The following is a 22775-nucleotide window of genomic DNA, read 5'->3' as shown; positions in this document are numbered from 1 at the left end:
CGACGATTAAATCGCGACACGCATCCAGTCCGCCCCGCCAAGGACAACCTTGTAGTTGGGACTGCTGCTCGTGGCATAGTCCACTCCGTAATATGAATTTCCGCGATTGCTTCTCTCCCATTCGGGGTCGTAGACGCGACCGTCTACCTCGGCCCAGCCATGTCCTCCGCTATTGCAGGCGTAGACGTTTGCAAAGCCAATGGCCTTGGCCATGAATGCCAGGGCGGCCCCATAGCTGAAGCAGTTTCCTCCACGTCCCACAAACATATCGTTGGCGTAGATGGTCTCCCATCCGAGCTCCTTCATATGCGGGATGCGCGGATTGTATTCGCCAAAATCATCACGTATGTGGTTGAACGCGGCCCGGAGCTTTTCGTCGGCACTCATGGACGCATTCGTGCATGCGGAAAGCTCCTGAGCAGCACGGGCAAGGGTGATGTCATGTTCGGAAAGCGTCACGGTAAGCACGCCATCGTTATCTGCGGAATACGTGGTGCCATCAACGGTGAATACCGTATTACGCGCAATGCTGCCGCTTCCACTCTTGCCGAAGTATTGGTTTCCATCGAGCTCGAAGAGGCCCGAGCGCATGGCATGGAGGTCGGCAAGGTAATAGTAACGCTCAAGCTGGCCATCATAGCGATCGGTGACAAGCCAGCCAGTCTCGCCCGAATCAGTCGAGGCGAGTCGGCCTTCTTGATCGGCAACGTAGACATGACCGGCGCCGTCATCCCACGCACCGCGCACGATGGCGCCGTCGTCGGTGGCGTAGGCGTGGTAGCCGGTTCCCTCGTCGGGGTCGATGAGGCGACCCTTGACGATGTTGCCGTCAGCGCCGATCCAGTAGCGCTCGAGGCTTCCCCAGGCGCTCGTGACGAGCCACCGGCCCTCAATCGAGAGGCTGGGGCCGTCGGTCGCGTACCAGGCCAGGCCCTCGTGGTTCCAGCCGACGCCGACCAGGTGGTCGTTCTCGACCGCCGAGGTCGTGAAGTTGTGGGCGCCGGCGATGGCGTTGGGGTTGTACTGGCGCAGCACCGCGACGTGGTCCTCGCCGTCGGAGTACCAGCCGATGCCCTCGTCGTTCCAGCCCACGCTGATGAGGTGGGCGCGCTCGACGTCGGAGGTGGTGTAGTGGTGGTCGCCGGCGTATGCGTTGTAGAGGCGGTAGACCGGCGTGCCCTCGAGCGGGGCGACCCAGCCGATTCCCTCCCACTGCCAACCGGCCTCGGCCACGCTCGTGGCCTCGTAGAGGCTCATGGTGTAGAAGTGCTCGCCGGAGTTGGGGTTGTAGAGGCGGTACATGTTGGCGTGGGAGTCCTCGTAGCTCACCTCGGGCTCCTCAGGAGTCTCACCGGGAGTCTCGGGGGTATCCTGGTCAGGTTTATCCTGGTCATCTGGCGTGTCACCGGCGGGCTTGTCCGTCTGGTCGCCATCGTCGCCCTCGTCCGGCGTCGCCGGCGCGTCGGGGTCGGTCGGCTCGCCGGGATCGTCGGCGTCCCCCGGCGCCGCATCGTCAGGCCCGGTCGCGTCCTGGCCGTCGTCGGGATCGGTCGTCACGGCGCCATCGGGAACCGTCGTGTCGGTAGTCCCGGCGTCTTCTGCCGCGTAGGCGGGCGTCGCCGCCATGATGCCCGAAGCGAACAACATGAACAGCATGCCTATCAGAAAGATGACAGATGCAGGGCTATGTTTCAAAAAGTGTGTCCGAATAAGACCCGTTACCCCAGTTGAACACAAGCAAATCAGGTCCTTGAGTTGGAATCGCCCAACTCGAAGGTGTTTCAAAAAGTGTGTCCGCTTTCCTCTTGACGTGCCTGTTCAGGCAAGCTTTCCGAAGGGAAAAGTTGCCTAGTGGACAGGATGACGCCTTGAGTAGCCCGAGATGCGACGTTTGCGGAAGCGAGATGAAGGGGAACGGATACACGAAGGCAGGGACCAAGCGCTGGCGGTGCAAGTCGTGCGGTGCCTCCAAGACGAGAAGGATTGACAACGCCGCCAAGCTGCTCCGGGCCTTCCTTGCCTGGATCCTCTCCAAGAGGTCGATCGCCGATCTCGGATACAGCAGGTCGACCTTCTGGCGAAAGTGCGCCGGGTTCTGGGAGCTTTGGCCCATCGCCCCTTTCACCGGCGAGGTCTTCGACACGGTCTTTCTCGACGGCATCTGGTTTTCCCACGACGCCGTCGTGCTCGTCGCGCGCTCCAAGGAGCACGTGATCGCATGGCACCTGGCGCAAAGGGAGTGCTCGAGCTCCTGGGCGGCGCTGATGATGAGGATACCCGCTCCGATGCTGGTGGTGTCGGACGGATCCACCGGGCTCGCGAAGGCGGCGCGCACCGTATGGCCCGGCACCAGGATACAGCGCTGCGTCGTGCATGCCGCGCGCCAGGTCAAGCGCTACACGACCAAGAGTCCCAAGCTCGAGTGCGGCCGCGAGCTCCTGGGCATCGCGAACCGCCTGACGAGGGCCAAAGACGAGGACGCGATGAGGGAGTGGCTCGTCGACTACGCGCAGTGGTGCTCCGATTGGAGCGAGTTCCTGAAGGAGTTCACGGTGAAAGACGGCAGGAGGGTCTACACGCACGAGAGGCTGCGGCGGGCCAGGGGAAGCCTCAACCGCCTGGTGAAGGAAGGGACGCTTTTCACATTCATCGAGATGCAAAGGGAGCGCGGCGGGCGCTGGGATTCCACCAACAACCCGATCGAGAGCCTGAACGCGCAACTGAGGGAGATGCTCAGGCTGCATCGGGGATTGCCGCTGCTGCACCGCGTGAAGGCCGTCATGTGGTGGTGCTACATGCACACCGAAGAGCCCGAGAGCCCGGCGGAGATCCTGCGCCGCATGCCGAGGGACGAAGACGTCGACGGGCTTTTCGCAACCGTCTCGGGCGAGGGCCGGCATTCGGATGGAAGCCCGGAGAGGTATGGGAAGGCCATCGACTGGAACGAGTTTCACATGCCGACGAGGTACCGTCAGTGATGTCCCGCCGGACACACTTTTTGAAACATAGCCCTCGACTGGAACGAGTTTCACATGCCGACGAGGTACCGTCAGTGATGTCCCGCCGGACACACTTTTTGAAACATAGCCCCAGATGCACCCAAAAGAGTCTTACGATAGCGATCAAATGTCATGGTTTCCATACCGTCTCCCCGTTTGCCAGAACCGCACTGCACAGGATACGCGCCATGAATACGAGGGGGCGCCGCAGACGTTTTCAATCAGGCAAACGGCTAACGCGGGAGACGAAAATGAGTTTGCACTTCTTTTGCACCGAACGAGCCGGGAAAAGAAAGCAGGCCAGAGCTTTTACATGCCCTGACCTGCGTCATCTTTGGCAGCCCGTACCGGATTCGAACCGGTGATCTCCGCCTTGAGAGGGCGGCGTCCTAAACCGCTAGACGAACGGGCCATTTCATGCGCCATTGGCTGGGGTGGAAGGAGTCGAACCCTCACTGACGGAACCAGAATCCGCTGTCCTACCATTAGACGACACCCCAGTAACAAGTGCCGAACCCTGTGTGGCGCGAGATTGCATATTACGGAATCGCACAGGCCACGTCAAGCGAAAGACTCGATTAATTTTGCGGTATTGGCCTGACGGCATCATGGCGCACCCGTCAAGTCCGAATTCTCTCCGAATATGGTCTGGTTTTGCTCAGATTCTCGGGGTGGTTTGCTCGGATGCCCCACGTCTACCATCACGCTGCAATGCAAGCATGATGGAGGTGCCATGAACATCGAGGAAGCAAAGCTCAGAGCACATTCTCTCCTAAGGCAGGCAGGACTGGCCGAGCTACCCCGCCCCGTTCTTGCAGGCATCCTCATCATCGGGCTCGTACTCATCCTTGCCGGTATCTGGCAGTTCTGGCCTCGTGCAAATGCGGATTATGTCGTAGCCACAAATCAAGAGCAGGAGGCACCAGACGCGAACGTGCAGCAAACGGCCCCTACGCAGGCCGAAATCGTGATCGACGTCGAGGGTGCCGTCAACGCGCCCGGACTCTATACGCTTGCAGCTGATTCGCGTGTAGGCGAGGCCATAGAGGCAGCGGGCGGATTTGCCTCAGACGCCCAACCAGGAGCAACCAACCTCGCGCAGAAACTCTCCGATGGCGAGCAAATCTTCGTCCCCACCATCGAAGAGACGCAGGGCGCAACGAGCGCTGTCTCAAAAGCTGCGATGCCATCATCGAAGCGAGATGGGAAGATCAATATCAACACGGCAAGCGCCGAAGAACTACAGGAGCTCTCGGGTGTGGGGCCTGCCCTCTCGGGACGTATCATCGACTATCGCGAGTCGAAGGGGCGCTTCTCCTCAATCGAGGACATCAAGGAAGTCTCGGGCATTGGCGAGACCCGCTTCGAGAACCTCAAGGACAAGATCTGCGTATGAGCTCCCATGAGAGAGACCTTCCCTCACGCCCATCATTGCCACCTCTCCTGCTTGCCGCTCTCTCGGCTTGGATTGCAGTCTGCCTCTCGGAGGAGTTGTGCTGGCAACTCTATGCAGACGCACGCATGGCGGCCGTTCTTCTTATGTGCCTCATTGTCCTGGTTGCCATTGGCACGATCATTCTTGCCATCAAGCATCATGGATTCGCGGTCGTCTGCATCGCCTTCATAAGCGTATGTATATGCGGGCTTTTCTGGTGGGGCGGATGGGCCAAAGACGTCGAACGTCTTCCCACCCTTCTTGAGCAGACTCCGACACTCGAGCTTGACTTGACGGGAGATCCGGCAGCAAGAGATTACGGCACCATCTCGACAGCGCGCATAAACTGCAATGCCGGTAGCATCAGTATGCGGCTCATCTGGCCCGAAGGTGCCGAGCCACTCGCTGCGGGACATCGCATCGCCGTCACGGGCAACGTATCATCTCCCAAACTTGACGATGGCGGCCGATGGAACCATCGCAACGGCTTTGCGGGCATGCTGCGAGCATCGCACGTCGAGGAGCTCGGATATTCTCCGGGCTTGCGCGGATTCGTGACCGCGTTTCGCGACGACTCCTTCGCGCGCGTTGCCTCGATTGAAGGTGATGCAGCGGGCCTGCTTGCCGGGATCTTGCTCGGAAACCGAACGCTCTATGCCGGTTCCGAGCTTGAGCAAGCGTTCCAGACAACGGGACTTGCGCATCTCATGGCCGTCTCGGGTACGCATCTTGCCATCGTGACGATGTTGCTTTCCGCATTGCTCGCGAGAAGCCCCCTGCGGCGCAAGGTTCGTAGCGCCGTACTTATCATTGGCCTCATTATCTACGTGGCGATTACAGGCTTTGCCCCGTCAGCTTTGCGTGCCGCCACGATGTGCTCGGTTGCCCTTGTCCTGGGGGCGCTCAAGACGCGCGCTTCGGCACTGAGCGCGCTGTCTCTGTGCGCACTCGTCTTCCTTGGCCTCTCCCCGCCCATAGCCTTCTCCCTCGGATTCCAGCTCTCCGTACTCTCGGTGCTTGGACTCATCATCTTCGCCAGGCTTGCTGATTGCTGGCTCGGGCATGCGCTGCCGCGACTTCCCCCGAGTCTCGTCTCATCAGTGGCGGCAACCATCGTCGCGTCGTCTGCCACGCTCCCGATGACCGTGACGCAATTCGCGCAGTTGCCGCTCATATCACCTGTAGCCAACTTGCTCGCAGCGCCTCTTGTCACCGGCATGCTTTGTCTCGGTATCATCGCGCTCGTTACCGGCAGCGTCTTCGCTCCTCTCGGAGTCCTGTTACTGCAAATCGCGGCGACCCTTGCATCATGCTGTGCCGCACTCGTGCGCATGCTTGCCGATATGCCGCTTGCGTGCCTTCCCCTTTCGAACGCTACGCACGCAATTGCAGCCTTGTTCTGCGTTCTGTTCGTCGCGCTGTGGGTGTTTTGGCCACTTCCTCAACGTAGTGTAGACCCCGAGAGAAGACAGGGCCCTCCCCTGCCGCGCAACAAGCTTCTCAAGACATGCGCCGCCCTCATAGTGCCCATCGTGCTCGTTCTTCTTCTGGGTTTTGGACAATCGACAAGACCATGGCAGACAGCAGATACACGCATGGTGATGCTCAACGTGGGACAAGGCGATAGCATCCTTATCCAGAGCAAGGCGGCCAGCATCCTCGTGGATACAGGCGAACAAGGGGATGTGCTCCTGCGCGAACTTGCCGAGCAGGGCATCACGCACCTCGATGCCGTCATCATCAGTCACAAGGACGCCGACCATGCCGGAGCGCTCAAGAAGCTCGCTGGTGTCGTCGCGGTCGATCACGTATACGTGCATGCAGACTTGATCGGCCGGGCTTTCATGGAGAAGGTTCTCGAATCCGCACGCTGGGTGACGAACGGACGCGAAGCCGAGGGCGTGCGCCCTGGTACCACCTTGCGGGCTGGACGGTTTTCCCTCGATATCATTGCGCCACAAGACGGCGGAAAGAGCGAGAACGAGGATAGCCTCGTCGGGTTGCTCGAGTTCGACGCGGACGGTGACGGCAATGCCGAGGCGCGCGGGCTGCTCACAGGCGATGCCGAAAGCGAGGCGCTAGATCGTGTCGTATCGCAGGTAGGCGATATCGACTTTCTCAAGGTCGCCCATCACGGCAGCAAGGGCGGCCTGACAGACGAACAGCTCACAGGGCTTTCCCCCGAGATCGCGCTCATCAGCGTGGGAGCCGATAACAAGTACGGACACCCCAGCACCGAGACCGTAAAGATGCTCGAAGACCACGGAGTACGTATCTACCGCACCGACAAGCAAGGGGCTATCAGCGTTGGCTTCTCCAGCACGGGAATGCGCGTGACACCGGAGCGATAGATGATGAAGATTTTCGAAAACAATCTATTCCTAACATCACCTTAATATATTACGGCGCCGTTTTTCTCAAAATGCTGATAGTCCTTCGGACTATTCCAATGGCCGCCCCATCTAAAACCATGCTCCATGAAAAGGGTGTAGAGCAGGTCGCCTTCCGCGATCTTATAGGGAAAATCGGCAGACCTGTTGGCATAGTCTTGCGCACCCGGCGGTGAGACATAGCCCGTACTCGGTATGCAATAGGGGTTATAAAACGGATTGATGTCAAGTGCGAGTCCCCTCGCATGGTTAGAGAGATGGTCTGTCCCTTCGACAAGACGGAAGTTAAAGCCAGACGTGTTGTTGTCCCCCATGCTCGCCCTGTCATCGGCGTCGTAATCATCAGCGAGGCGCATGCGCTCTATCGGATAGTCCGCCCGATAGAGTTCGTGGAATATCTCGCATATTTCATTTGCAACAGACTCGTGCATGACAATCTCGCCCGTGAGGATATCGCCATCGATGTTCTTGTGAAGCACGCGAATATAACGCAGCTCGTCACGGGGAATGGTACAGTTACTCTTATAAGTTTTGCCGACCATGCGCGCAAACACGTCGTCAGAGATAGCGCTCACGGTAAAGCACGCGTCCTCCCCATAAGCGGCAACCTCTTCGGAAGTCAGCATCGTCTCTGCAGGCAGATCAGCGGGATCGGGTGTGTCGATCACCCTTTGCGGAGTTAGCATCTCGGGCTGCACGACAACATGCGAAGATGAATCTGCAGATTCTCGCAAATCATCATTGCCCGCGCATCCGGATGAGAGCAGACAAACTGCCAGCGCCGCAGTCATGACAAGAACTGTCAGGCCCCTTCTCATGAGACCTTTACCTCGGCAATGCAACAGTCGTCATAGTTCGCACCCTTGTATACCGAGTTAATCGTAATGCGGACGAACGTCGTCTCGACGGGATGCGAAAGGGTACAGGTCTGGAACTGCCCGCGCAAATCCTGCAGCATGAACGACTGCGAGCCGCCATCGTAGGAAATGGTTATCTGCCTCGGGCGGTTGTTCTTGTAATAGACATCCGATCCGTCGCGGTAGGGCTTGGGATATCCACCCATGATGCTCACAGAGGACACGCGCTGCGGAGAGGGTGCGATTAACTCTAGCCATTCGCCCGTCCCATCACCAGCCGCTCCCTCATTCCACGCAGTCTCCGCAAGACCATCGACGACATTTATGCCGCCGTAATTCGACGTCGTGCTATCGGGAGCAAGGACCGAAGAAGTCTCGACCGTCGTAAACACCGGCGCCGATGCGACAACCGATGGCGCGGCGACGTAGGAGGAATCCGTGGAAGCCGAGCTGCTCGCGGAAGAACTCTGCTCCTGAGATTGCTCGATAGCCCCGTCTTCGCTTTCCGCAGGCTTTTCACCTTGTGTGAAGATGACGACGGCAACGATAATTGCGATGGCGACAATGGCGATAACGACGAAGATAGGCCACTTTCTGGAGGCTTGTCCGGACTGTCCGCCGTTGGCAACAGGAGCATGAGGGTGCACTGGGGTGCCTTGGGGAGGGGGTGCCGCAGAGGCCTGCCCCACCTCGTCTTCGACCGGCGTTCCGCAATTCTCGCAGAACACGGTTCCCGGTTCCAAACGATTACCACAGTTTACGCAAAACAGCTCGCTCATGCTCTCGTCCTCCATCCATTACCCATGGTTGCCAATCGTCTATAGGCCCGTATGCGTCCTTGCCTGCTTGTAATTGGACAGGTATGCGGAAAAGGCGCTTGACGTATCGCTATTTCCCTCGCGCCAGTCCTTATGGTCGATGATCGTGCTTTCGAATCCGTAGTAGGCGTCGATATAGGCAATGAGCTTGTCGAGCGCGACGAGTTGGGCTTCCGGATATGGTGTCGTATCGCCGCTATGCACCAGTTCAATGCCTATGGACCAGGCGTTCATACCATAGTCGGGAAGCCCGATTGGCTGTGTGCCCAACATGTCATCCCTGCCGTCTTCGACGATTCCGTACAACGCGTTATGTCCGGCATTTCCATAACCAGCATGGTGGGCGATCTCATCAAGGGGAACGCATTGCACGATCGAACCATCCTTGCCCACGACAAACTGCGCAGCGACGAGGTTGCCGTTTCCCTCCCACCAATCGATTACCGACATGGGAGATCCGTCTCCCTCGGTATCGTGGAGCACTATGTATTTCTGATACTCCCCCGTCTTGGGACCATGTGACAGAGAAGGTCGATAGCTAACAGTCAGGTCAAGATCGGCAAGAAGGGCATCGGCATCTACCGACATCGTGTCCGCAGATTCAGATTCCTCGACAACGACGGGGACATAGACTTCGTGTTTCTCGTCCGCCATCGATTCCACATCAGAGTCTCCCTGCCAGGGCAGGCTGCATCCCGTCAGACAGGCAAAGACTCCGAGTGCAACGGCGACCCGCACGCTCCACGCACATGCGCGAGCCCATGCCGACCTGGAACGAATTGCGGAACCATCTCCCGATAGGGCCATCTCACTTCACCTCGGAAGCCTAGAAATGGCTGTCCCTATAGGATTGCAAAAGCCTGACGTTAGCGTCTTCGAATTGATTGAACCGCGCTTTCACGACATCCTGGTTGAGTTCCGTCCCCCGATACCACGGCCTCGATTCGAAATATTGCTTTTCCGTAATGGACTGCTGGAATATGTAGCCGTTGCGCGCATAGATTTCGTTTATCGCCCGCTGAAGCTGATCGGATGTCAGCAAGCGCAAGTCTGCCTCAGTCAGATACGTCGTACTGCTGAGAGGAAGTACGCTGGTGGTGTCACTCATGTAATCCATCGATCCAGTAGCGGCACTCGCTGAGGCGTTTTCGCTCCATTTCGCATAAAACGTAATGGTCTCCGGATCTTCGGCGGCAATGGTGTACGGAAACGTGACCGGCTCAGTGAACGTCGCGTCGGCAAACCAACCCTCGAATGTCGATCCAGCTCGTGCCGGATTATTCGGCGTATCGATAATGGTTCCGGTCTTAAAGGTCGCATCCTTATACTGAGAGCCGCCGTAAGTCTCGAAGACGACCTGATGCTCGATGGCGTCAGATGACGCTTTCTTGCCGTCTCCTCCTCCCATCGCGAAGGCGATTGCGATGCCCGCAATGACAAGAACAAGAACGACTATGACAATTATCAGCGGTGCCTTGGACTTCTTCTGAGCCGGCATCTGCTGAACAGGCTGCGCCGGCGGTGTCATGACCGGTTGGTTAGCATAGGGAGGCGACGAAGGCATTTGGACAGCTGAAGCGCCCGCATCATCAAGAAGGGATGCGCCGCAGTTATCGCAGAAAACAGAATCGCCCTCGGTTTCCATGCCGCAATTGGGACAAAACATATGTATTCCATTCCCTCCCCGGGCTATATGAGGCAAGAACTTGGCAAGCCCCTGTGTTTACTGTCTCGGAGCGCCATTTCCATTCAGATACTTCTGCACGTCAATCCGGCCTGAACCCAAAATAGAGAGCACAATAGAAAGAAGGAAAGTGATGTAGAACCCATAGATAGGATTAATTGTTCCACTCGCATTAACGCCTTCAGATGATCCGATTATGAAACCCCCGGCAAAAACCATCACGCATGCTAAAACCGCAGCGATATTCGCTATATTTGCAGTGCGGGATTTTGCAAATCGCATGTATGCACCGTAGATACTAGAAAGAATGATAATACCGATACCCATCACAACCAGTACGGTGCCGATTTTATACTGCATATCTCCCCCTCCCTGGGAGATAGAATCGACAAGCTGTTTAATCATTGAGTAAGGGCTCCAATCAGTTATTCCCGCTTTGTACCAGGGAAGAAACGTAAGGAGCAAAAGAGCAATATGCCCCACGCCGAAAAAAAGATTCAAACGCTTATCAGTGCATACCTTAGAAGAAACTGCATTCCTTACATTCTCGTTATTGGTAAAGGCATCTACTGAAATCTGCGGCATATTAATGTTCGGAGTACCAGGCGCACCTTGAAATGTCTGCGACGATTGATTTGAGGCGTTTGGATTGTTTGCTGCTCCGCCTACATCGGGCATTCTCGTACCACAATACTTGCAAAACTTGGCAGTATCACTATTCTCTTTACCACATGAGTAACAGTACATAGCGCATCCTCCACAAAGGTAGACATATACGGGAAAAGGCAAAGCGAGCACGTATAATGCCTTTACATTGGGAAACGCCTTAGACTCACTGACCCGATCGCCAACTTTTGGTTTCCCGTATATGTCTACCTTTATTTGGCAAACGGAGGTTTCCTTCCCCGCTTATCTACAGTGATGCCCTTCGTTACGTGCACCTTTTGATAGATGTCGCCATCCTGGGTTGTCCGCATCCATCCATTTCTCAAAGGTCGTAACGCTCACACCGGAGACCCGAGCTGCTTCCCCGCGCGAAAGTTCCCCATGGATGACCTGCCAACTGACCTTGCCATAGATTTCTGGGCGCTCGATCGCCGGACGACCAAAACGCACGCCGCGGGCCTTGGCCAGGGCGATGCCCTCTGCCTGGCGCTGCCTGATATTCTCACGTTCGATTTGCGCCACATAACTTAGGACCTGCAAGACGAGGTCTGCTATAAAGGCGCCGGTCAGTCCATCCGCCTGTCTTCGTGTATCAAGCAATGGCATATCAAGCACCACAATCGCGCACCCCATCTGCTTGGTAATGGTGCGCCATTGCTCGATGATCTCGTCATACTTGCGCCCGAGCCGATCGATGCTCTTGATGACCATGACGTCACCGGGCTGCATCATATGCATGAGGCGCACATACGAAGGACGGTCGAAGTTCTTTCCACTGGCCGTATCGGCGTATATGAAACGCTCTTCAATCGGAAAGCGACGCAACGCCTCGTATTGCCTCGCAAGATTCTGGTCCCGGGCCGACACGCGCGCATACCCATATGTATTGTTTCCCTTGTCCATTTGCTCACTCCTTACACGGTTCTGACATAACGTCTTGGCGTTATGTCACCGTGGAGCGCAGTCATGCAAGCGTGAGATGCATGCGCAAGGCGTTATCTCGTTCTTGAATCATCGGATACTCCGCTAAAACGAAAGCACCTGTATGCACTAACCCATACCAGGGATGTGCATACAGGTGACAATGCAACGATGGGAAATGAGAAAGACGACACTCCCAAGCTCATGCGCGCCTCTGCGGCGTGACGAAGCATTTCGTTTGGGGCACATGAAACGTGCCCCAACGTTCGCTTTTCGTCAGAAAGCGACAGAGATGTTCGTTTGGGGCACATCGCGCGTGCCCCAAACGCTATTCCTCGTCAAAGACCTCTTGATCCGTGCGACCGGTGAGCTCCTTGGCCATATCGCGCAGCTTGAACTTCTGGATCTTGTTGGCCGGGTTCATGGGGAACTCGTCGACGAAGAACACGAACTTGGGCACCTTGAAGCGGGCGATACGCGGGATCGCGTACTCGCGCACGTCCTCCTGCGTCATGTCCTCGTAGCCCTCGCGCGTGCGAATGAAGGCGGTCACGACCTCGCCGTACTTCTCGTCGGGGCAGCCCACGACCTGCGCGTCGAGAACGCCGGGCATCGTGAGCAGGAAGTTCTCGACCTCAAGCGGATAGATGTTCTCGCCGCCGCGGATGATCATGTCCTTGATGCGACCCGTGACGCGGAAGTAGCCCTCCTCGTCGATCGTGCCCATGTCGCCGGAGTGCAGATAGCCGTCCTCATCGATGGCCTCGGCTGTCTCCTCGGGCATCTTGTAGTAGCCCTTCATGACGTTGTAGCCGCGGCAGCACAGCTCGCCGTGCTGGCCCGGACCCAAGGGCTCACCTGTGTTGACATCGGCAACCTTGACCGATACCGGTGGATGCTTGCGACCCACCGTCGTGCACTTGTGCTCGACATCGTCATCCACGCTCGTCTGCGTGAACACCGGGCTTGTCTCGGTGAGTCCGTAGCAGATGGTGATGTCGCGCATGTTCATCTTGTCGATGACCTCCTGCATGGTCGCGGGAGGACAAGGTGAGCCGGCCATGATGCCGGTGCGCAGAGAGGACATGTCGTACTTGTCGAAATCGGGATGGTTGAGCTCGGCGATGTACATGGTGGGGACGCCATACACCGCGGTGGCTTTCTCGCGGTCAATGCCGCGCAGGACCATCTCGGCGTCAAAATCCTCGATGCCCACGATAGTGCAGCGGTGCGTGAGTATGGCCATGATGCCAAGCACGCAGCCAAAGCAGTGGAAGTACGGTACCGGCAGGCATACACGATCGTTGGGCGTGAGCTTCATGCCCTCGCCGATGAAGAATCCGTCGTTGAGGATGTTGCGATGCGTGAGCATGACGCCCTTGGGAAAGCCCGTCGTGCCACTCGTGTACTGCATCATGCAGCAATCGTTGTTATCGAAGGACTGGGTGACCTTCACGAGCTCCTCGGCATCGACGTATTCGCCAAGCAGGAGCAGCTCGGGCACATTGTAAAAACCGCGATGCTTCTCGGGCCCCATGTAAATGAGGTTCTTGAGGAAGGGGTATTCCTCTGTGTTGAGATAGCCACGCTGCTGTGTGAGGGATTCCGGCACGAGGTCACGAATAATTCCCTTGTAATCGATGTCGCGATACTGGTCGATGATGCAAAGCGCCTTCATATCGCTTTGCTTGAGCACGTAATCGAGCTCGTTGGACTTGAAGACCGGATTCATCGTAACCATGACGACACCGATCTTGGCGCAGGCGTACATGAAGGTGACCCAGTCGGGAATATTGCGAGCCCAGACACCCAGATGATCGCCTGGGCGCATGCCGATGTAGAGCATGCCGCGCGCAAGGCGGTCGGTCCTGTCGTTGAACTCCGCATAGGTCCAGCGCAAGTCGCGATCGGGGTAGACCATAAACTCATGATCGGGATCGATCGCAGTCTGGAAGCGCAGGTAATCGCCGAGCGTCATCTCGGAGAGCAACGGGTAGTCCTGGTCACCAAACTGCGGAACGCTACCATCCTCGCGCGCAGACGGATGCATGATCTCCTCCGCGCGCTCGAGGCGAAAGTCAATCTCCTCCTGGGTCCACCCGTTTTCCGCGACGAGGTGGTCCGTTGCCATGTAGGCGGGAGATTCCTCCATAACCTTTGTCATTGTCAGCAACGCCCCCTTCTAAACCGGCGTATATACGACGGCGAGAAACTTCGCCTTCTGGCCGTCATGGGCACGAACCTCATGCGGAACGATGGAGTCGTAGTAGATGGACTCGCCGGGATGCAATACGAAAAGCTCCTTGCCATACTCGATCTCGATCTCGCCCTCCATGCCATAGAGCCATTCCTCGCCCTCGTGGCCGACGAGCTTGTGACTCGTCTCGCCAGAAGGATCGACGGTGATGATGAAGGGATCGATATGACGCGATGGCTTGCCGGCAGCTAGGCTGAAGTAGGACAAATCGCCCGCATCGTTATTCGTCTCGAGGCTCTTGAGGCGCGTGACCTCCTCCATTTGCTCGGACGAGATGTACAGGGGCCCCAAAGCCTCATCGTCATCCATGAGCGTGCCAAGACGCACGCCAAGAGCGCGCGTGATCTTGATAAGGGGCGCTAGCGAAGGGGGAAGCTCGCCGTTCTCAAGGCCAACGATGGTCTCGAGCTCGCACTGGCAGCGATCTGCCAGATCCTGCTGCGTAAGGTGATGCGCCTCGCGCAGGGTCGTGATTTTGTTTCCCAGCTTGTTGTTTGCTTCTTCGCTCATGCCTTTCTCCTTATCCTTGCTATTCTTCACTCGCCATCCAAGCGAGTAAATCCCATACAGTACCACGTATATCCAAGAACGGCTCCCCACATTGAGGAGCCGTCCACAATAGACCATGTCGGGCTCATCACATAGCTATGCCAAGCTCAAGTACGGCTAGGTTTTTATCGACCATCTCGACCTTGCGTGCGGGGACGGCCTTGCGGATAGCCGCATCAAGCGTCTCGCGCGCGCAGAACTGCGTCTCGGCCCAGAGCTTGCCCACGCACACGATGTTCGCGAGACCCTTGAGTCCCTCTTCCTCGGCAGCCGAGGTCGCGGGAATCATGAACGAGGTGATGTCGCTACGCGACGGACCGTTGTTGGTAAGCGCGCTGTCGATGACCATGATGCCACCAGGCACGATGGCATCCTCGAACTTGTCGACCGATGGCTGGTTCATGGCGATGACCGCCGTGGGATTGGTGATGAGCGGCGAGCCAATGGGCTCGTCGGCAAGCGTCACCGAGCAGTTCGCGGTTCCGCCTCGCATCTCGGGGCCGTACGAGGGCAGCCACGAAACCTGACGGTCCTCGATGAGACCAGCGTAGGCAATGACCTTGCCGCCGAAGAGCAGACCCTGTCCACCAAAGCCAGAGAGGATGAAACGCATTTCCTGATTCATTACTGCGCACCTCCCTCGGCGACGATCTTGCTGTCCTTGGCGCGCTCGGTCGCGGCAGCGGCAACGCTCTCGTAGCCCTCTGCGAGCACGTCACGATACACGCCAAGCGGATAATACGGCAGCATGTTCTCGCGCATCCACGTGAAGGAATCCTGCGGCGTCATGCCCCAGTTGGTCGGGCAGGTCGAGACGACCTCGATGAGCGAATAGCCCACACCGTCCACCTGGTTCTGGAATGCCTTCTTGATGGCCTTCTTGGCCTTGCGCACGTTTGCCGGCGTATCCACGGCGACACGTTCCAGATACGCAGGGCCGTCGAGCGTGGCGAGCATCTCGCAGATGCGCACGGGGTAGCCTGCGCTCGAGGTGTCGCGTCCGTAGGGCGAGGTCTGCGTGACCTGGTGCGGCAGGCTCGTCGGGGCCATCTGACCACCGGTCATGCCGTAGATCGCGTTGTTGATGAAGATGATGGTGATGTTCTCACCGCGCGTTGCGGCATGCACCGTCTCGGCCGTGCCGATGGATGCAAGGTCGCCATCGCCCTGATAGGCGAAGACGACGTTATCCGGCAGCACGCGCTTGATGCCCGTCGCCACCGCAGGAGCACGTCCATGGGCGGCCTCGACCATATCGCAGCCGAAGAAGTTGTAGCCCATGACCGAGCAGCCAACGGGCGTCACACCGACGGTCTTGCCCTCGATGCCGAGTTCGTCGATGGTCTCGGCGACAAGGCGATGCACGATACCGTGGGTGCAACCCGGACAGAAGTTGGTAACGACAGGCAGCAGCGCATTGGGGCGCTCGAAGACAACCTTCTCCTCTTTTTCCGCCATGCTACTCACCCACTTTCTGGTCGAAGGCGACAATGGCGTCGAGCACCTCGCCAGGCGTCGGGATGACGCCACCCGTACGTCCATAGAACTCGACGGGGGCACGGCCGGCAATGACGAGACGCACGTCCTCGACCATCTGGCCCATGTTCATCTCGACCGTGAGGTAGCCCTTGGCATGGCCGACGGTCTTCTCGAGCGCATCGACCGGGAACGGCCAAAGCGTCACAGGACGGAAAAGGCCCGCCTTGATACCCTGCTCACGAGCGGCTCGCACGGCATTGCGCGCGATACGCGCCGCCGCGCCGAAGGCGACGACGATGATGTCGGCGTCATCGCAGAGGAACTCCTCCGAAATCTGCTCGCGTTCCTTGATGAGCTCATAACGCTCGAAACGCTCATGGTTGATGCGGTCGAGGTCCTCGGCCGTGAGGTAGAGCGAGTTCGCGACGTTGTGCTCGCGCTCGTTGTTGTGTCCCGTGCAGGCCCAGGGGCGCTCGGGAAGTTTCTCGATGGGGTCGCGCAGCTCGACCGGCTCCATCATCTGGCCAAGTAGGCCGTCGGCCAAGATCATGACGGGCATGCGGTACTCGTCGGCGATGTCGAAGGCCTTGTAGGTGTAATCGGCCATCTCCTGCACGGTCGAGGGTGCGTAGACGACCATCTGGAAATCGCCATGTCCGAGTGCCTTGGTAGCCTGCCAGTAATCGGACTGGGAGGGCTGGATGGAACCAAGGCCCGGACCGCCACGCATGACGTTGATGATGACGGCGGGAAGATCGGCACCGGCAATGTAGGAAACGCCCTCGCTCTTGAGCGAGATGCCAGGCGACGATGAGGAGGTCATCGCGCGTGCGCCTGCGGCAGCAGCGCCGTAGACCATGTTGATGGCCGCGACCTCGCTCTCGGCCTGCAGGAAGGTGCCGCCGATCTTGGGCATGTGCTTGGACATGTAGGCGGACAGCTCCGTTTGGGGCGTGATGGGATACCCGAAGAAGTGCTTGCAGCCGGCGCGCATGGCGCTTTCTGCCAAGACCTCGTTTCCCTTCATGAGCACTTTCTCTGACATCGTGCTACCTCCAGACCGTAATCGCGACATCGGGGCACATGAGCGCGCACGAGCAACATCCCGTGCACCTATCCATATCGATGCAATGCGCCGGATGGTAGCCCTTATCCGTTATCTTGTCCTGGTCGAGCTCGACGATGTGCACGGGACATGCATCGACGCAGAGGCCGCAGCCCTTGCAAAATGCATCGTCAACGATCATTTTCGCCATGTGTAAGCTCCTTTCTCGACCCGATTATTCCCAGGGGTTCTTGACATATAGACGTATAGGATAGACCAACGAGGCAAGCTTGGTCTCCGCGAATGCCTCTTTACCATCCTCAACGAGCGATTCGGGGATGGTTTTTGCCACGAGCGGCAAGCCGCAGAGCTCGCTTACCGTCTGGGCATAGGCGTCAGCATCCATCAGGGCATCAAGGTCCGTCTCGTCCTTGAGGTGCGCGTTGTCGATGAGGCCCGTCGCCTGCAGATGCGTCGCCGCCTCGATTTCACGCAGGTTCTCGACCGCATCGTGCGGGTCTGCCATGAGGTTACGGTGGCGATTGAGCACGTAGAGCACCGCATGGCCTTGCCTGCGCACGGCTGCCGAGAAGCGGGCCAGCGAACCTGCCCCCACGTCATCTCCACCCAAGTCGACGATGACGAGATGCTCCTCGCTTGCGTCCTCAAGCGTAGGCATGATGGCGCCCGTGAGGCTTGGCACGTCGAGGCTTGTCCCGGCTTCGGAGAAGACGGGGGCGACGAGATGCACACCGGCGCTTTCGAGCAGCGCGCGCTGCTCGCTCGCACGGAAGTACGGATTGACGATGTCGAGGTCCACAAGCGTCACCTCACGTCTCGCCTCAACGAGGTCGAGCGCAAGGTTGACGGAGAAATTCGTCTTGCCCGATCCATAGTGTCCGGCAACGATCGTGATGGGTGCGAGTGCCGCCTCGAGGCTCCCTGGCATATGCGACATTACACCAGACCGTCCTTGTTCTCGTTCTCGTCGTTATCGCGAATCGCGGCGCGGCGGATCTTGCCGTTGACGGTCTTGGGAAGTTCGTCGACATAGGCGACGATGCGCGGGAACTTATATGGAGCGGTGCGACGCTTCACCCAACGCTGCAGCTCCGTCGTAAGCGCATCCGAGGGCTCGTAGCCATCGGCCAGAACGACGGTCGCCTTCACGGCCTTGCCACGAACCGGATCGGGGACACCCGTGACGGCGCACTCGCGAACCGCGTCATGCTCCAGGAGCACGCTCTCGATTTCGAAGGGGCCGATGCGATAGCCGCTCGACTTGATGACGTCGTCGTTGCGGCCGACGTACCAGAAGAAGCCGTCCTCGTCGCTCCAGCACATATCGCCCGTGTGATACCAGCCATCGTAAATGGCATCGTCGGTCTTCTCCGGGTTGCGGTAGTACTCCATCATGATGCCCTCGGGACGCGGGTCCATCTTGATGCAGATCTCACCCGTCTCGCCAACGTCACAGCGACTGCCGTCTTCGCGCTTTATCTCGAGCTCGTAGAGCGGGTTGGGTTTGCCCATCGAACCGGGGCGCGGAACCGAATGGGTGAGGTTCGCGCAGGTAAGCGGCGTCTCGGTCTGACCGAAGCCCTCGAAGATGGTAAGACCCGTATTGGCCTTCCAGAAGTCGAAGAGGTCGGGATTGAGGGCCTCGCCCGCCGTGGTGGAGTACTCGAGTGACGAGAGGTCGAAGCGTTCGAAATCCTCCTGCATCATCAGGCGATACATCGTGGGCGGACAGCACAGCGTGGTGATCTGGTACTTGTCTATGAGGTTGAGGATTTCGGCTGGATGGAAACGGTCGAAGTCATACGTGAAGACGCACGCCTCCATGATCCATTGACCATAGTACTTGCCCCATACGGCCTTGCCCCAGCCCGTGTCGGCGATCGTGAAGTGGATGCCGTCGGGTCGCACGTTATGCCAATGCTTTGCGGTCGGGATATGCCCGAGCGCGTAGGTCGAATTGTGCAGGACCATCTTGGGATTGCCCGACGTGCCGCTCGAGAAGTACATGAGCATGGGATCGTAGACGTTGGTCTGCACGTGCTCGAAGTCTTGCGACGCGTTGCGCACGCCGGTGTTGAAGTCGATCCAACCGTCCCGGTCGATCGAAGCGGCGCAGATGCCCTCGGGACCACTGAGCACGCCGCCGACGAGCGCACCTTCCTCGACGTCGAGCTCTCCGTTCTCGGTGAACTTCGTCGTTCCCCCACCGGCGCCATTGACGAGAATGAACGACTCGACGCTCGGGCAGCTCTCGCGCACGTTGTCGATGATGTCGGCGATGTCCCCCACCGAGGTCGCGATAACGGCCTTTGCCTCCGAGTTATTGAGGCGGTACTCGAGGTCATGCTCCTTGAGCATGAAGGTAGCCGGCACCATGACGGCACCGAGCTTGGCGAGTGCCGTTGCGATGAACCAGAACTGGTAGTGACGGCGGACGATGACCATGACCATATCGCCCTTGCCAATGCCGAGCGATTTGAGGAAATTCGCCGTCTTGTCAGACCACGTTTTCATGTCCGCAAAGGTGAAGACGTGTTCCTCGCCTTCCGGGTTGCACCAGATCATGGCACGGCGCGTGGGGTCATTCACGGCTATGTCATCGACGATGTCATAGCCGAAGTTGAAGGTATCGGGATAGTGAAGCGAAAAAGACTGGAGGGTCTTATCTTTTGCGTAGGTCTCCTCTACGTAGCGTAGGTTTATGTTTCTCATGGTTCCTTCTCATAATGCTAGATTACCTGTTTGTCAGATGGCTCTATTACTACAGCCAAGAGTACGACCGGCTCGCCATCGAGGGCGAGAAGTCCGTGACCTCGCGCCGAGTCGTACATGAGTACGTCACCTGGGCCGCAATCTTCGGTATGACCCTCATACGAAAACCGAAGGTGGCCCGAGATAATGTAATCTAGCTCCTGCCCCTTATGATAGGAAAGGTGAATGGGCTTGTCCTGGTCCTCCTCGACGTAGGGAATCGTGACGAGGAAGGGCTCGGCAAGCTTGTTGCCGAGATGTGGTGCCTTGTGCAGGTACTCGAACCCGGCATGACGCTTGATCGAGAGACCCTCGCCGGCACGTACGAGCGAATAGCCGCGCAGATGCGGGGATTCGCCGGTGAGCAGCTCGATGACGTCAACGCCGAAGATGTTCGCGCACTTGTATAGGAAGGTGAAGGAAAGGTCCTCCTCGCCGGACTCCTGCGCCGCGTACTCGGCAACCGTGCGCCCCGTGGCCTCGGCCATCTCCTGGAGCGACAGATCGAGGTCCTCGCGCATCGAGCGAATCCGGTTGCTTATTTCCTTGATGTTCGGATTCATGGCGTTCCTCCCTTTCTGAATGTAATGGTCACTTTTATACACCTTCATGAGGGGTATGCAAGAAAAAATTCCGATTGGCGCATTATTTTTTTGGAACTACGCCAAAACGCCGCTCTGCGTTCTTTTCCGCAACGGGGAGCTATGCATGCTGTTGTGCGCTCGGCGGCAAAAACTCACGAAAGCCGCTCGTTGACATGGTCCTCGAAGGTCTCGGGGTCCATGGGGCGAGCGCAGAAGTATCCCTGGGCATAGTCGCATCCAACGGAGCGAAGGAAGTCGTATTGCTCTTCTGTCTCCACGCCCTCTGCGATGACGGGAATCCCAAGACCATGGGCCATGTTCACGATGGAAGTGAATATGCTCGCAACGCGCGAATTGCGCTCGAGGTTTTGCATGAAGACCATATCGGCCTTGAGTATGTTGACGGGAATGTCACTGAAGGCGTTAAACGACGAGTACCCACTGCCGAAATCGTCCATGAGGACGGTGAAACCGTAATCTTGCAGCCGTTTGACCATCGAGATGATCAGGTCAACGGTCTCGGTATACGACGACTCCGTGACCTCGATGCGAAACAGCTTCGGGTCAACATCGTATTTCTCGACAAGGGCGACGATCTCATCGAAGAGCGATGCGTTGAAGATGCTGCGCCTGGAGAGATTCACCGAAATGGGAATCTCGGGAAGCCCCCTATCCCGACGGCTCGCGAGAATCTGGCAGACCTGCTCCCAGATGTTGTGGTCCATCTTCGAAATGAAGCCGTTCTCCTCGAAAAGCGGGACGAAAATGCCAGGCGAAACGATGCCATGCCCCGGACGATGCCAGCGCACGAGAGCCTCGGCGCTGACGGGAAGATTTGTCGCGACATCGTAGACGGGCTGAAGCTGGACATGGAACTCGCCGTTCTCGAGCGCGTGTTCCATGTTGTTGAGGATATCCTGTTCCTCGAGCATGCGCTCGGTGAGCTCGGAATTGTAGTAGGCGATATGACGATCATAATCCCTCTTGACCGTGTCGCGCGCCATCATGGCATGATCGAGCATGACGCTGGCCTCGACGTCGTTATCCTCGATACGGTTGACGCCGGCAACAAGCGAGGGCGTGAAGTCGATGTTGCTTTGCGCAAGGAGGGAACTGATTTCATCGGCGATGCTTTCGATAATGACTTCGACATCGGCTTCGCCCTCTTCGAGGCAAAAGGCGAAGTTGTCGTTTCCCAGACGCCCATAGACGCCACCATTGGCAAAGAGCCTGTTCATGCAGTGCGCCGCCGCAATAAGCATCCTATCGCCCAGAGCGGTGCCGAATAGCTCGTTGAAGGTCTTGAAGTTCTCGAAATCCCAGACGACGAGCAGATACTTCTTCTCCGAATGAACGGCGATCATGTCCTGCATCTCCCGCAGGAAGGCCTTTCGCGTGTAGAGACCCGTCAAATCGTCATGGTCGGTAATCCAAGCCGCTTCCTCGAGCATGCGCACGCGCACGCGCTGCTCCTCGAGCTCACGCGCGTTGATGACAAGGTGAATGCGACGCCGCATGATTTCGGGCTCGATGGGCTTGGTGAGGAAGTCCGAGGCACCGGCATCAAGCGCATGTACCTCGGCGGCGGTCACGCTATCTGCCGTGATGACGATAACGGGAATATCCGCAATGGCGGGATTCGCCTGCTTCTCGGCGAGCACGTCGAAGCCGGTCTGTCCGGGCATGTGCAAATCGAGCAACACAACGTCAATGCCCTGCTCACCGCGCTCGCACATGATGTCGAGGGCATCGCGACCATTATCCGCTTCGAGGATGTTGTACTCGGAAGCGAGGATTCCACCCATTTGTATACGATTGATTATCGAGTTGTCTGCAATAAGAATAGTCTTATCGTACACGGCCACTCCGTCCCAACACGAACCGCACGGGCGATGATTTCATGACGAATCAGGCTCCGATAGCCTCGATCACAAGGGCATAGGACTTTCTGAGCCTGTCGATAACCGGAGCAATCGCATCGTAATCCTGAGCACGCAGCAAGGCGACGATCTCTGCGGCGTCCGCGTAGACCTCGGTCATGGAGAGGTTGCTGCTCATGCCCTTGATCTCGTGCATATGAGAGAAGAGGCCGTCCCAATCTTGTTTCTCGAAAGCCTCGAGGGACTCGGCGTAGTTGGTATCCTGAGCAAACATTCCAAGCAAGCGCTCGTAGAGCGTGTCATTACCAGCGCAGCGACGAAGCCCGTCCTCGTAATCGATACCGGCATCCTGGAGCTTGGCAATATCCATCTTCTCACCTACGTTCATGCGATGGGGCAATTCTTCTTTGCGTCTTTCATTCTATACCAACAGCGCGGC

Annotated in this window: 21 protein-coding genes and 2 tRNA genes; 3 read left to right on the top strand and 20 right to left on the bottom strand. The window is 57.8% G+C overall.

The genetic code is table 11. From position 1 onward, the window contains the following. Positions 1-6 precede the first annotated feature (6 nt). The gene (locus tag OIM11_04710) at positions 7-1647 is read right to left on the bottom strand and encodes a hypothetical protein (GenBank protein HJJ00431.1); all 1641 of its coding nucleotides are present in this window, start codon (positions 1645-1647) and stop codon (positions 7-9) included. Positions 1648-1790: 143 nt separating this feature from the next. On the opposite strand from OIM11_04710, the gene OIM11_04705 reads away from it, so the two are divergent. After that, positions 1791-2978, top strand: coding sequence for an IS1249 family transposase (locus OIM11_04705; GenBank protein ID HJJ00430.1), 1188 nt, complete (start codon positions 1791-1793; stop codon positions 2976-2978). A gap of 356 nt (positions 2979-3334) precedes the next feature. On the opposite strand, the gene OIM11_04700 is transcribed toward OIM11_04705, so the two are convergent. Further along, a tRNA-Glu gene (locus OIM11_04700) sits at positions 3335-3411 on the bottom strand. 14 nt (positions 3412-3425) lie between these two features. Beyond that, positions 3426-3499 (bottom strand) — tRNA-Gln (locus tag OIM11_04695). 233 nt (positions 3500-3732) lie between these two features. On the opposite strand from OIM11_04695, the gene OIM11_04690 reads away from it, so the two are divergent. Together OIM11_04690 and OIM11_04685 are read left to right on the top strand one after the other, a co-directional pair. Next, positions 3733-4395: a helix-hairpin-helix domain-containing protein gene (locus tag OIM11_04690; GenBank protein HJJ00429.1), complete on the top strand. Its 663-nt coding sequence runs from the start codon at positions 3733-3735 to the stop codon at positions 4393-4395. A 125-nt stretch (positions 4396-4520) separates the two neighbouring features. Next, a complete protein-coding gene (locus tag OIM11_04685; GenBank protein ID HJJ00428.1) occupies positions 4521-6785 on the top strand; it encodes a DNA internalization-related competence protein ComEC/Rec2 in 2265 nt (754 codons plus the stop codon). A 41-nt stretch (positions 6786-6826) separates the two neighbouring features. Here the strand turns inward: OIM11_04685 and OIM11_04680 are convergent, their stop codons facing one another. The 17 genes from OIM11_04680 to OIM11_04600 all read right to left on the bottom strand — a co-directional run bounded on the left by OIM11_04680 (position 6827) and on the right by OIM11_04600 (position 22724). Further along, complete coding sequence (locus OIM11_04680) at positions 6827-7510, bottom strand: M15 family metallopeptidase (GenBank protein ID HJJ00427.1); 684 nt, start codon at positions 7508-7510, stop codon at positions 6827-6829. A 128-nt stretch (positions 7511-7638) separates the two neighbouring features. Beyond that, positions 7639-8460 carry a zinc-ribbon domain-containing protein gene (locus OIM11_04675; GenBank protein ID HJJ00426.1) on the bottom strand — a complete coding sequence of 274 codons (822 nt, stop codon included), beginning with the start codon at positions 8458-8460 and terminating at the stop codon, positions 7639-7641. Positions 8461-8499: 39 nt separating this feature from the next. Continuing rightward, on the bottom strand, positions 8500-9153 hold the full coding sequence (locus OIM11_04670) for an N-acetylmuramoyl-L-alanine amidase (GenBank protein ID HJJ00425.1): 654 nt from the start codon (positions 9151-9153) through the stop codon (positions 8500-8502). Between the two features lie 172 nt (positions 9154-9325). After that, positions 9326-10165, bottom strand: a complete 840-nt coding sequence (locus tag OIM11_04665; protein ID HJJ00424.1) for a YARHG domain-containing protein — start codon at positions 10163-10165, stop codon at positions 9326-9328. A gap of 57 nt (positions 10166-10222) precedes the next feature. Continuing rightward, positions 10223-10930, bottom strand: a complete 708-nt coding sequence (locus OIM11_04660) for a zinc ribbon domain-containing protein (protein ID HJJ00423.1) — start codon at positions 10928-10930, stop codon at positions 10223-10225. Between the two features lie 162 nt (positions 10931-11092). Next, positions 11093-11752, bottom strand: coding sequence for a recombinase family protein (locus OIM11_04655; GenBank protein HJJ00422.1), 660 nt, complete (start codon positions 11750-11752; stop codon positions 11093-11095). 346 nt (positions 11753-12098) lie between these two features. After that, entirely contained in the window at positions 12099-13934 is a 1836-nt protein-coding gene (locus OIM11_04650) for an AMP-binding protein (protein ID HJJ00421.1), read from the bottom strand. Positions 13935-13952: 18 nt separating this feature from the next. After that, positions 13953-14537, bottom strand: coding sequence for an XRE family transcriptional regulator (locus OIM11_04645; protein HJJ00420.1), 585 nt, complete (start codon positions 14535-14537; stop codon positions 13953-13955). Positions 14538-14664: 127 nt separating this feature from the next. After that, complete coding sequence (locus OIM11_04640; protein HJJ00419.1) at positions 14665-15201, bottom strand: 2-oxoacid:acceptor oxidoreductase family protein; 537 nt, start codon at positions 15199-15201, stop codon at positions 14665-14667. Continuing rightward, positions 15201-16034 carry a thiamine pyrophosphate-dependent enzyme gene (locus OIM11_04635; protein HJJ00418.1) on the bottom strand — a complete coding sequence of 278 codons (834 nt, stop codon included), beginning with the start codon at positions 16032-16034 and terminating at the stop codon, positions 15201-15203. Before OIM11_04635 ends, OIM11_04640 begins: the two co-directional genes overlap by 1 nt. A gap of 1 nt (position 16035) precedes the next feature. After that, positions 16036-17100, bottom strand: a complete 1065-nt coding sequence (locus OIM11_04630; GenBank protein HJJ00417.1) for a 3-methyl-2-oxobutanoate dehydrogenase subunit VorB — start codon at positions 17098-17100, stop codon at positions 16036-16038. A gap of 4 nt (positions 17101-17104) precedes the next feature. Beyond that, positions 17105-17311, bottom strand: coding sequence for a 4Fe-4S binding protein (locus tag OIM11_04625; GenBank protein ID HJJ00416.1), 207 nt, complete (start codon positions 17309-17311; stop codon positions 17105-17107). Between the two features lie 24 nt (positions 17312-17335). Continuing rightward, positions 17336-18058, bottom strand: a complete 723-nt coding sequence (locus tag OIM11_04620; GenBank protein ID HJJ00415.1) for a hypothetical protein — start codon at positions 18056-18058, stop codon at positions 17336-17338. Further along, positions 18058-19833, bottom strand: a complete 1776-nt coding sequence (locus OIM11_04615) for an AMP-binding protein (GenBank protein HJJ00414.1) — start codon at positions 19831-19833, stop codon at positions 18058-18060. Before OIM11_04615 ends, OIM11_04620 begins: the two co-directional genes overlap by 1 nt. 17 nt (positions 19834-19850) lie before the next feature. After that, complete coding sequence (locus tag OIM11_04610) at positions 19851-20435, bottom strand: helix-turn-helix domain-containing protein (GenBank protein HJJ00413.1); 585 nt, start codon at positions 20433-20435, stop codon at positions 19851-19853. 173 nt (positions 20436-20608) lie between these two features. Continuing rightward, on the bottom strand, positions 20609-22315 hold the full coding sequence (locus tag OIM11_04605) for an EAL domain-containing protein (GenBank protein ID HJJ00412.1): 1707 nt from the start codon (positions 22313-22315) through the stop codon (positions 20609-20611). A 49-nt stretch (positions 22316-22364) separates the two neighbouring features. Next, positions 22365-22724: an Hpt domain-containing protein gene (locus OIM11_04600; GenBank protein ID HJJ00411.1), complete on the bottom strand. Its 360-nt coding sequence runs from the start codon at positions 22722-22724 to the stop codon at positions 22365-22367. Positions 22725-22775 lie beyond the last annotated feature (51 nt).

It is taken from the genome of Coriobacteriaceae bacterium, from assembly GCA_025992705.1.
Classification (GTDB): domain Bacteria; phylum Actinomycetota; class Coriobacteriia; order Coriobacteriales; family QAMH01; genus QAMH01.
Note: the sequence above shows the minus strand (reverse complement) of the source record. Positions and strands in the feature narration are given on the sequence as shown.

What these genes read in the sequence shown, in the direction of transcription:
- OIM11_04615 (HJJ00414.1), bottom strand. Translation starts at nt 19,833, where the DNA reads ATGAGAAACATAAACCTACGCTACGTAGAGGAGACCTACGCAAAAGAT.
- OIM11_04670 (HJJ00425.1), bottom strand. Translation starts at nt 9,153, where the DNA reads ATGGCGGACGAGAAACACGAAGTCTATGTCCCCGTCGTTGTCGAGGAA.
- OIM11_04610 (HJJ00413.1), bottom strand. Translation starts at nt 20,435, where the DNA reads ATGAATCCGAACATCAAGGAAATAAGCAACCGGATTCGCTCGATGCGC.
- OIM11_04675 (HJJ00426.1), bottom strand. Translation starts at nt 8,460, where the DNA reads ATGAGCGAGCTGTTTTGCGTAAACTGTGGTAATCGTTTGGAACCGGGA.
- OIM11_04660 (HJJ00423.1), bottom strand. Translation starts at nt 10,930, where the DNA reads ATGTACTGTTACTCATGTGGTAAAGAGAATAGTGATACTGCCAAGTTT.
- OIM11_04645 (HJJ00420.1), bottom strand. Translation starts at nt 14,537, where the DNA reads ATGAGCGAAGAAGCAAACAACAAGCTGGGAAACAAAATCACGACCCTG.
- OIM11_04630 (HJJ00417.1), bottom strand. Translation starts at nt 17,100, where the DNA reads ATGTCAGAGAAAGTGCTCATGAAGGGAAACGAGGTCTTGGCAGAAAGC.
- OIM11_04685 (HJJ00428.1), top strand. Translation starts at nt 4,521, where the DNA reads ATGGCGGCCGTTCTTCTTATGTGCCTCATTGTCCTGGTTGCCATTGGC.
- OIM11_04640 (HJJ00419.1), bottom strand. Translation starts at nt 15,201, where the DNA reads ATGAATCAGGAAATGCGTTTCATCCTCTCTGGCTTTGGTGGACAGGGT.
- OIM11_04690 (HJJ00429.1), top strand. Translation starts at nt 3,733, where the DNA reads ATGAACATCGAGGAAGCAAAGCTCAGAGCACATTCTCTCCTAAGGCAG.
- OIM11_04655 (HJJ00422.1), bottom strand. Translation starts at nt 11,752, where the DNA reads ATGGACAAGGGAAACAATACATATGGGTATGCGCGCGTGTCGGCCCGG.
- OIM11_04665 (HJJ00424.1), bottom strand. Translation starts at nt 10,165, where the DNA reads ATGTTTTGTCCCAATTGCGGCATGGAAACCGAGGGCGATTCTGTTTTC.
- OIM11_04600 (HJJ00411.1), bottom strand. Translation starts at nt 22,724, where the DNA reads ATGAACGTAGGTGAGAAGATGGATATTGCCAAGCTCCAGGATGCCGGT.
- OIM11_04710 (HJJ00431.1), bottom strand. Translation starts at nt 1,647, where the DNA reads ATGTTGTTCGCTTCGGGCATCATGGCGGCGACGCCCGCCTACGCGGCA.
- OIM11_04620 (HJJ00415.1), bottom strand. Translation starts at nt 18,058, where the DNA reads ATGTCGCATATGCCAGGGAGCCTCGAGGCGGCACTCGCACCCATCACG.
- OIM11_04625 (HJJ00416.1), bottom strand. Translation starts at nt 17,311, where the DNA reads ATGGCGAAAATGATCGTTGACGATGCATTTTGCAAGGGCTGCGGCCTC.
- OIM11_04635 (HJJ00418.1), bottom strand. Translation starts at nt 16,034, where the DNA reads ATGGCGGAAAAAGAGGAGAAGGTTGTCTTCGAGCGCCCCAATGCGCTG.
- OIM11_04650 (HJJ00421.1), bottom strand. Translation starts at nt 13,934, where the DNA reads ATGACAAAGGTTATGGAGGAATCTCCCGCCTACATGGCAACGGACCAC.
- OIM11_04680 (HJJ00427.1), bottom strand. Translation starts at nt 7,510, where the DNA reads ATGCTAACTCCGCAAAGGGTGATCGACACACCCGATCCCGCTGATCTG.